Source organism: Moorena sp. SIO3B2 (assembly GCF_010692525.1).
Classification (GTDB): Bacteria; Cyanobacteriota; Cyanobacteriia; order Cyanobacteriales; family Coleofasciculaceae; genus Moorena; species Moorena producens.
On record NZ_JAAHHE010000282.1, the window covers coordinates 1 to 8,227 of the forward strand.

Genomic DNA, 8,227 nt, shown 5'->3' on the forward strand with positions numbered 1-8,227 from the left:
TCAACCCGACAGCAACTTGGGATCAGGAATAAAAGTCCCCAGCTAAAATTTTCCTTGGAGACATCTTAATGCTGCGACTCGAACAAATTAGTAAAGTATACCCCACTGGCGAAGTTCTAAAGGATGTCAACTGGGAAGTTAAACCAGGCGATCGCATTGGCTTAGTTGGCGTCAATGGTGCCGGGAAATCTACCCAACTGAAAATTATTGCTGGAGAGATGGAACCCACCAGCGGCGTTGTTATCCGTCCTGCCAGTCTTCATATCGCTTACCTCACCCAAGAATTTGAAGTAGACCCAACCCGCACGGTCTCAGCAGAATTCTGGACGGTATTTAAGGAAGCTAACCACGTACACTCCGAAATGCTACAAGTCCAAAACGCCATGGAAATGGCTGATGAAGCAGAATTGGAAGGGCTGATTAGAAAACTAGATAGGTTGCAGCGCCAATTTGAAGCCCTCGATGGTTATGGCTTACAAGCAAAAATTGACAAGATCTTGCCGGAGATGGGATTTGAGCCAGAGGATAGCGATCGCTTAGTGAGTGCTTTCAGTGGTGGCTGGCAAATGCGCATGAGTTTAGGCAAAATCCTGCTCCAGAAGCCAGACGTCCTACTAATGGACGAGCCGACTAACCATCTTGACTTGGAAACCATCGAATGGTTAGAAAAGTATCTCAAGGGTCTGAAGACCCCAATGGTAATAGTATCTCACGACCGGGAGTTTCTTGACCGCCTCTGTACCCAAATTGTAGAAACCGAACGGGGTGTCTCGACTACCTACCTAGGCAATTACTCAGCTTATCTCCAGCAGAAAGCCGAGATGCAGGCAGCTCAACTGAGTAGCTACGAGCGTCAACAAAAGGAAATAGAAAAGCAGCAAGCCTTTATTGAGCGTTTCCGTGCTAGTGCAACCCGGTCTACCCAAGCCAAAAGCCGAGAGAAACAATTAGAAAAAACTGAACGGATAGAAGCCCCAACTGCTAATCTCAAAACTCTCAAATTCCAATTCCCTCCTGCCCCTCGTAGTGGTTTTGAGGTAGTCAAAATCAAGGATTTAGTCCATGACTATGATGACAAGATTTTATTTCTGGGAGCAGACTTGTTGATTGAACGGGGCGATCGCATTGCCTTCATCGGTCCCAATGGTTGCGGTAAATCCACCTTACTCCGGATGATCATGGGAATGGAAAAGCCAACAGAAGGGATAGTAGGACTGGGCAAACACAATGTGATTCCTGGTTACTTTGAGCAGAATCAAGCAGAAGCCCTAGAATTGAGCAAAACGGTCATGGAAACCATCCATGATGAAGTCCCAGACTGGAAAAATCAGGAAGTGCGTACCCTATTGGGACGGTTTCTGTTTACTGGGGACACGGTATATAAAAAGGTTGAGTCCCTTAGTGGAGGCGAAAAAGCCCGCCTGGCCTTAGCCAAAATGCTCCTTTGTCCTGCTAATTTACTAATTCTGGATGAGCCGACTAATCACCTGGATATCCCAGCCAAAGAAATGTTGGAGGAAGCACTCGGTACCTATGATGGTACAGTAATTATTGTTTCCCACGACCGCTATTTTATCTCGAAAGTGGCCAAAAAAATAGTGGAAATCCGGGATGGCGAATTCTGTACCTATCTGGGAGATTACCACTACTATCTTGAAAAGATTGCCCAGGAAAAAGAAGAAGCTCGGTTAAAAGCGATCGCTGCGGCCAAAGCGGCTAAAAAAGCGGCAAATGCTAGCAAAAAGACTAAAAAGACCAAAAAGAAAGCTGCTGCTAAACAAAAGTAACAACAAAAGTAACATATAGCAGTTTTCAATACCCAATTGAGAACTGCTATATTACCTATTACCGATTAAAATTACCGATTAAAAGCTTATTGCTTAAGTGCTGAGGAGTCAACTATATTGCTGGTTAATCTCTGCAATACCTGATCAATATCGTTCAAATCACCGACAATCCGCCGGACAGGCTCGGGCCATACTCTGAGTAGTGTCGGTGTAGCTGAGATCTGATCACTTTCTGCGAGTTCTGGGTGCTTGAAAACATCAATAATTTTTAGGGTATAGGGATGACCTAAATGATTCTCTAACAACTGGTATAGACTCTTGAGAGTATACTCAGTTTCTGTACTATGTCCGCAAACGAACAAACGCAGGACATAGCTATGGGTAGGTTGTGCCTGGGAGTGAGACACATCAGGCAGGGACATCCTGGATAAAGAATCAGGTTTGGTGACATCGGTGACAGTCAGTGAGTCTGTACTATCAGTGGCAGACTTAGATAAACCCGGCAGCTTTTCAATAGCTCTCAAATGCTGCTGAGGTGACCATCTCCCAGAGTTTTGATTAGTAACCCTTTCTGGCAAAACCTCTTCTGTATCGTAGTAGGATAATGGCTCTGGGCGGTCAATGCGCAGGATCAAGTCGTGGTTTTCCCAAAGTTGGGGAAACTGATTGCGATAAGTTTCTAGCACCGCCGGGTCACAGGACTCTTCCTCCCAAGGGGCTACTTGCCAAATCAGGTTGTCAGTGCCAAATACGGCATTTAACAATGCCTGATGATGTTGCACCAACCAATGAATTTCTGCTGACATGCGCAACTGATTGGTTTGAGGGTCAATCCACCGATCAATGGTAGCAGTATATCCGGGGACTAAAAAATGAGGTGGCTCTGGTAACCCCAGTATTTCCTGTAAACTCGCACACAGATGCAGGTGCCAGTGACTCTGCTTATTAAAGTCAATGCTATACACTAGATCTTCCCCTGGTGTAAATATAGCAATACCTTTAAACAGTTGGGGCGAGGGGGTTTCATCCAGCATATGCTAGTACTATGTCAATTTAGTTTTGATGGTCAAGGTGTTACGGTAATGGTGTGATATCATGTCCGTTTGAATACTTACACTTTGGTAAATCGAAGGCAGAGGGCAGAAGGCAGCTTTGCTGAAGGAAAGGAGTAAGGTTTGAAGGGAGAAGGTTTTTCATCACTAATTATCCGGACATGATATTAGGGGTTAGGTTTTAGGGGTTAAGTCAGTATCCCTAATTCCTAATCCCTATACAAGCCTGCCTAATCCCTAAATCCGACCGCGCAACATCATTGCAATCTCGTTGGGAGTGGGTGACTTTTCCAAGGCAGTTTCCTCAGTAATACGCCCCTCTTGGTAAAGAGCGAACAAGGATTTATTTACGGTAACCATACCGTCAAATTCACTGTCCGCCATCAGTTGTTCAATTTCTTCGTATTTGCCCTTGAGGATGTAATCCTTAATGGATTCAGTATTAATCAGGATGTCATGAAAAGCAGCACGCTTGCCATCGGTAGTACGGCACAACCCTTGGGAAATGACTCCTACTAGGGCTTCTGATATGGACACCCGCATGGGAGCCTGTTCTTCTGGATTGTAGAGATTGAGAATCCGCTCAATGGTTTTCACGGCACTGTTGGTATGCAAAGTACCCATGACCAAGTGACCAGTTTGAGCAGCTTTCAGAGCTGTATTGACTGTTTCTCGATCTCGCATTTCCCCAATCAGAATCACATCGGGGTCTTCCCGCAAAGCGGCTTTCAACGCCCGGTCAAATTTACGGGTATGCATTCCTACTTCCCGCTGTTTAACCAGAGATTTTCGACTTTGGTGGATAAATTCAATGGGGTCTTCAATGGTAATTATATGCCGCGCCATCTCTTTGTTCATATAGTCTATCATTGCGGCCATGCTGGTAGATTTTCCGGAACCTGTGGGACCGGTGACCAAAATGAGACCTTTATGGTAATGACAGACATCTTTCAGGATTGGTGGCAACCGCAACTGCTCAAGGGTCAATATCTTCAGGGGAATAATCCGCAAGACCATGGCAGGACCAAGAAGGCTATCGAAGACATTAATCCTTACCCGACTAAACTCGTACTGAGTTGCCCCATCAAATTCCAACTCTTCTCTAAAGCGCCGGATTTCTTCATCAGTCATTACTTCCTTGAGCCAACAGTTAAATGTTGCGTGATCGGTGAGTGGATATTCGGTTGGCTCCATTTCACCGCGACTCCGGAAACGGGGAGTTTCACCAACACCTAGATGAATATCAGACACTCCTTTCTCAAAGGCCTCACGGACAATGCTTTCTAAGCTTGACTGTCCAGGAGGCAGACCGATGCTACGGGGTGTCTGCTGGTGCTGATTGGCGGATGGTTTTGCTTGGACGTTAGTGGCTGAATTCTGAGCTGCTGTGGCCACAGGCCGAGGGCGTGAGGCTACTGCGGCACCGGCTTGACTGCTTCTTGGAGCCATGGCTCTTGGTTGTGCAGGTCTCGATTGATTGGCTTGAGCAGATACTGGTCTAGACGCTATATTCGAAGGCGGTGGTGCTGGTGCAATCCGGGGTGAACGCTGTGGGTCTGTCATCTTTCAACTACCAACTACAGTTGGGCTACGAGAATTTATTTTACAAACTCTTACATTAAGTTTTCCCAACAGTTAGGGTTGAGTATAACTTATAACAGTTCTACCTTAGGTAAGGGATTTTCGTCCTGGGTTAATGGGAGTCGGGAGTCGGGAGCGGTGCGACCCGTGGCGAATTTAATTACGGGTCAAGCGCACCGAGGGAGTCGGGAGTCGGGGTAAGAAAATTGAGTGTACCTGATAAGTATGAGAAACGCTATAGACCAATTTCATTTCTTCGAGCTATAAATGGTGAGGAGGTGATGTGTTTATAGGACTATGTATGTTTTGAAATTCGTCAGCTGTCACCATCTAATTGTTTGTTATTGTTTGTGATTGTTTCTTTTTGAGTAAGCAGGAAAAGCTCTAAAACCCTCTCCCCTGCTCAAGACCAGATTTAAGATCACCTTGAGGGCGGGGCGCAAGCCGTCAGGGCGCAAGCAAAGGGCCCCATTGATTCAAAGCACCCCTAAGATTAGGGTTGAGCAAGGGACGGGGGGGAAAGTCCTAATCACAAATACCTAATATGAGTAATTATCCTTAATTATCAGTAATTATGCTTAATATTAGAAAACTATTCAATTTGGATAAAAAATATTAAGCAAAGTATAATAAATGTTAAGCAAATCGGAGTCAACCCCTCACCCATCCTGATCCGATTCGGTGACCCTAGTTCCCTTTCTTGTTCTTGCGACTCTATAACTTATCTCTATAACTGATTCGGTCTATATAACTCTAACTATAACCCTATAACTGATTGGGTCTATATCTTCGGTCCATGTATCAGCGATCAAAAATTGCTTCATCTGTCTAATGGTAGATTATGGGTCTGTCTTAAGATAACCAATAATTTCCGGCTTTTAACGATTGTAACAATTTTGATACATAGGTCGGACGAGTTGACTGTAAACTTTTTTGACAAAAGGTTCATCTTCATCAAAATTTTACCTATACTGAAACTCACCTAGAAAATTTCCAATCAAAGAATTTACTCAAAGACAGACCCTGTCAATGAATGACAGACACTGTCAATTCATTTTTTTAATGATTACTGGAGAAAACACCATGGCATTAACCACAAGTCAAAGCTTGACACAAACTGATTCATTAGCAGTGGTCAAAAGCTTTTTAATTTGGGCATTTACCTTGGCAGTTTGCTTACTGGTTGTCGGTTTTCCGTTGATTGTATTGATGGTGACCACCGGCGCTCTGTTAGCGATCGCTCTACAATCGATTCTGCCGGTTAGTGCTGTATTACTAGTAGCAGGTAGTATGATTGGAGTAAATGTTTTAGCAGTGATATTAGGTGCAGGAGTCTTAACCTTTAAGGGGGTTCATCCTCAGGAAGTTCGTTGGTTAAATTGGCTACATGGCGAGCCTGATCTGATCCAGACTCCCGTTTATGCGGCTTGCCCCCTCACCTGTAACATTATCAGGTAACATGATCAGATAGTCACATAGAAGGTTTGTGAGCTGACCCAAGTCTCGGAATGTTAATAATTGATGACCTTCTAGGATCTCAAAAAAGGTTAGTAAACAGCTAGAGAAAATGTCGCAGAGTCTACCAAAAACTCTTATTATTTGTTAGACTTAAATTAGGGTAACACCGACAGGGATTATTATGTAACTTAAATTAAAGCCGAAAACCAAGGTAGAATAGTTGCGCTGTAATCCCGGTGGAACGAACTTTTTTGACATTTTTATGGCGCTCGTGGGATATTCCTGAGGGCTTTGGGAGATACCCCCTGGATGCGATTGGATCTTGCCTTGGCGGGCTTTGGTCTATATTGGTAGACTTTGGTAGCTAAAAAGTATCGGTCAGCACCCTGCCCGTTCATAGACGGGGCTTCCAAACATTCCACGATTTTTTTGAAAAATAAAGCCAAGCTTTGGTAAGTTGATTGGTTTTTCAGCAATTTTCCCGGTCTTGACCGGGTTTTTTGATGAGAACATTCAAGAGTATCCTACGAAGGTTTAAGGTTGCAGGTTGAAGGTTGCAGGTTGCAGGTTGCAGGTTGCAGGTTGAAGGTTGAAGGTTGGTTGACGGTTGCAGGTTGAAGGTTGAAGGTTGGTTGACGGTTGCAGGTTTAAGGTTGCAGGTTGAAGGTTGCAGGTTGCAGGTTGCAGGTTGCAGGTTGAAGGTTGAAGGTTGGTTGACGGTTGCAGGTTGAAGGTTGAAGGTTGGTTGAAGGTTGCAGGTTGCAGGTTGAAGGTTGGTTGACGGTTGCAGGTTGCAGGTTGCAGGTTGTTCGCCTTTGGCGTTCGGTGTAGGGTAGGTTGTTCCCGTAGCGTGGCCGAAAGGCCAAGGTTGGTTAACGGTTGCAGGTTGCAGGTTGTTCGCCTTTGGCGTTCGGTGTAGGGTAGGTTGCAGGTTGAAGGTTGGTTGAAGGTTGGGTGAAGGTTGGGTGAAGGTTGGGTGAAGGTTGCAGGTTGAAGGTTAGTCGAAGGTTGGTCAAAGGTTGGTCAAAGGTTAACGGTTGCTTCGCTACCAATTACCCATCTCCTCATCTCCTCATCTGGCCAGATGGCCAGATGGCCAGATGGCCAGATGGGGGAGATTTTTATTGGGTGCATCTCATATTTGTAAAAAAGATCGGAAGTGTGGGAAGTGTGGGGCCCGGGCGCGGGGAGTGTGAGGAGTGTGGGAATTTTCGCCCGAATTTTTGCCTAATTGCAAAAGTGATGCAGCTTCGGAACAGGGGAGGCAGCGCCGCCAAAGGGGGTTCCCCCCACTCGCGCTTTGCCGTGGTTTCCCCCACTCGCGCTTTGCATCAAGACACTGAGATGCACCCTTTTTATTAAGGGTAATTATCCCGACATAATATAACAATCAATTTCAGTACTTAAAAAATCAAATATTATCACTGTTCCCTGTTTCCTCCCTTGATAAGTAAATTTTTAACTTGGGGCAATCACTAAGTTTATACTGCCATGATCCAGATTTAAGCTACTAGCTAAAAAAACTACCATTCTAATCGTTATATTTTAAATAATTATTAACTTTTATGTAAATTACCTTGATTTTTTTGATTTTATTGTTGACAAGAATAGTAGCCATTGGTTATACTATAATCATTGGAAAAAGAGCCGCGCTCATCGGCCACCAACCTGGAAGCGCGGCTCTCCCCCCCAAGTTAAATGGAGGTAACTCTATCATGGCAAAAAAACGATTCGTTTATCATCCCATCGATTATCACGAAGCCATGGAGCGCCTGGAACAGCTTGCCCAACAGCTTGCACAACCGAGGGAGTCGAAGGGAGAAAATTCCTATCCCTATCCGATAACGGAGCGAGAGCAAATCTTAATCCGACTGTACAGTTACTGCGAATTGGGTATGACACCGCAACGGTTTTACAATAAGTGGGACCTGACTAGGGAAGATATGGCTTTAATCTGTTCTTGCTCTACTCAAACTGTTAACGGCTGGTTTAACACCAGTCGTCGCTGTTACCCTCCCACTCCTGGTCACTTGCGCCATCTGGCGATTATGGATTTCTTGTTGGAGGATTTCGAGACAATTCCTAAACCGTTATTGGAGCGATTGTTGTCGAAGGGTCTTGAAGGCAGAATGTAGAATTAAGAATGTAGAATTAAGAATGTAGAATTAAGAATGTAGAATTAAGAATGTAGAATTAAGAATGTAGAATTAAGAATGTAGAATTAAGAATGTAGAATTAAACACCTACACAGAATTAATTACCTACTCTCAATTTCTGTAATCCTGACATTGTAAGGTTTTTAATTTTGTGAAATGTGTAATCAATTTTGTATACCTGCTTACAAATTCT

Annotated in this window: 8 protein-coding genes; 4 read left to right on the plus strand and 4 right to left on the minus strand. The window is 44.4% G+C overall.

Features of this window, described 5'->3' with window-relative positions; genetic code table 11:
* The first annotated feature begins 68 nt into the window (after positions 1-68).
* Entirely contained in the window at positions 69-1,787 is a 1,719-nt protein-coding gene (locus tag F6K38_RS31135) for an ABC-F family ATP-binding cassette domain-containing protein (RefSeq protein WP_008190851.1), read from the plus strand.
* Positions 1,788-1,873: 86 nt separating this feature from the next.
* Here F6K38_RS31135 and F6K38_RS31140 read toward each other — a convergent pair whose 3' ends face one another.
* Positions 1,874-2,821 (minus strand): circadian clock KaiB family protein, encoded by a 948-nt coding sequence (locus F6K38_RS31140; RefSeq protein ID WP_008190849.1) that lies wholly within the window; start codon positions 2,819-2,821, stop codon positions 1,874-1,876.
* 255 nt (positions 2,822-3,076) lie between these two features.
* Complete coding sequence (locus F6K38_RS31145; RefSeq protein ID WP_287253309.1) at positions 3,077-4,402, minus strand: type IV pilus twitching motility protein PilT; 1,326 nt, start codon at positions 4,400-4,402, stop codon at positions 3,077-3,079.
* Positions 4,403-4,480: 78 nt separating this feature from the next.
* Here F6K38_RS31145 and F6K38_RS31150 point away from each other — a divergent pair, with 78 nt between their 5' ends.
* Positions 4,481-4,621: a hypothetical protein gene (locus F6K38_RS31150; RefSeq protein WP_154659978.1), complete on the plus strand. Its 141-nt coding sequence runs from the start codon at positions 4,481-4,483 to the stop codon at positions 4,619-4,621.
* 882 nt (positions 4,622-5,503) lie between these two features.
* The gene (locus F6K38_RS31155) at positions 5,504-5,878 is read left to right on the plus strand and encodes a hypothetical protein (RefSeq protein ID WP_044495632.1); all 375 of its coding nucleotides are present in this window, start codon (positions 5,504-5,506) and stop codon (positions 5,876-5,878) included.
* A gap of 647 nt (positions 5,879-6,525) precedes the next feature.
* On the opposite strand, the gene F6K38_RS31160 is transcribed toward F6K38_RS31155, so the two are convergent.
* Complete coding sequence (locus tag F6K38_RS31160; protein WP_287253305.1) at positions 6,526-6,744, minus strand: restriction endonuclease; 219 nt, start codon at positions 6,742-6,744, stop codon at positions 6,526-6,528.
* A gap of 6 nt (positions 6,745-6,750) precedes the next feature.
* Positions 6,751-6,930 carry a hypothetical protein gene (locus tag F6K38_RS31165; protein WP_287253303.1) on the minus strand — a complete coding sequence of 60 codons (180 nt, stop codon included), beginning with the start codon at positions 6,928-6,930 and terminating at the stop codon, positions 6,751-6,753.
* A gap of 663 nt (positions 6,931-7,593) precedes the next feature.
* Here F6K38_RS31165 and F6K38_RS31170 point away from each other — a divergent pair.
* Positions 7,594-8,013, plus strand: a complete 420-nt coding sequence (locus F6K38_RS31170) for a hypothetical protein (protein ID WP_287358932.1) — start codon at positions 7,594-7,596, stop codon at positions 8,011-8,013.
* The last annotated feature ends 214 nt before the right edge of the window (positions 8,014-8,227 follow it).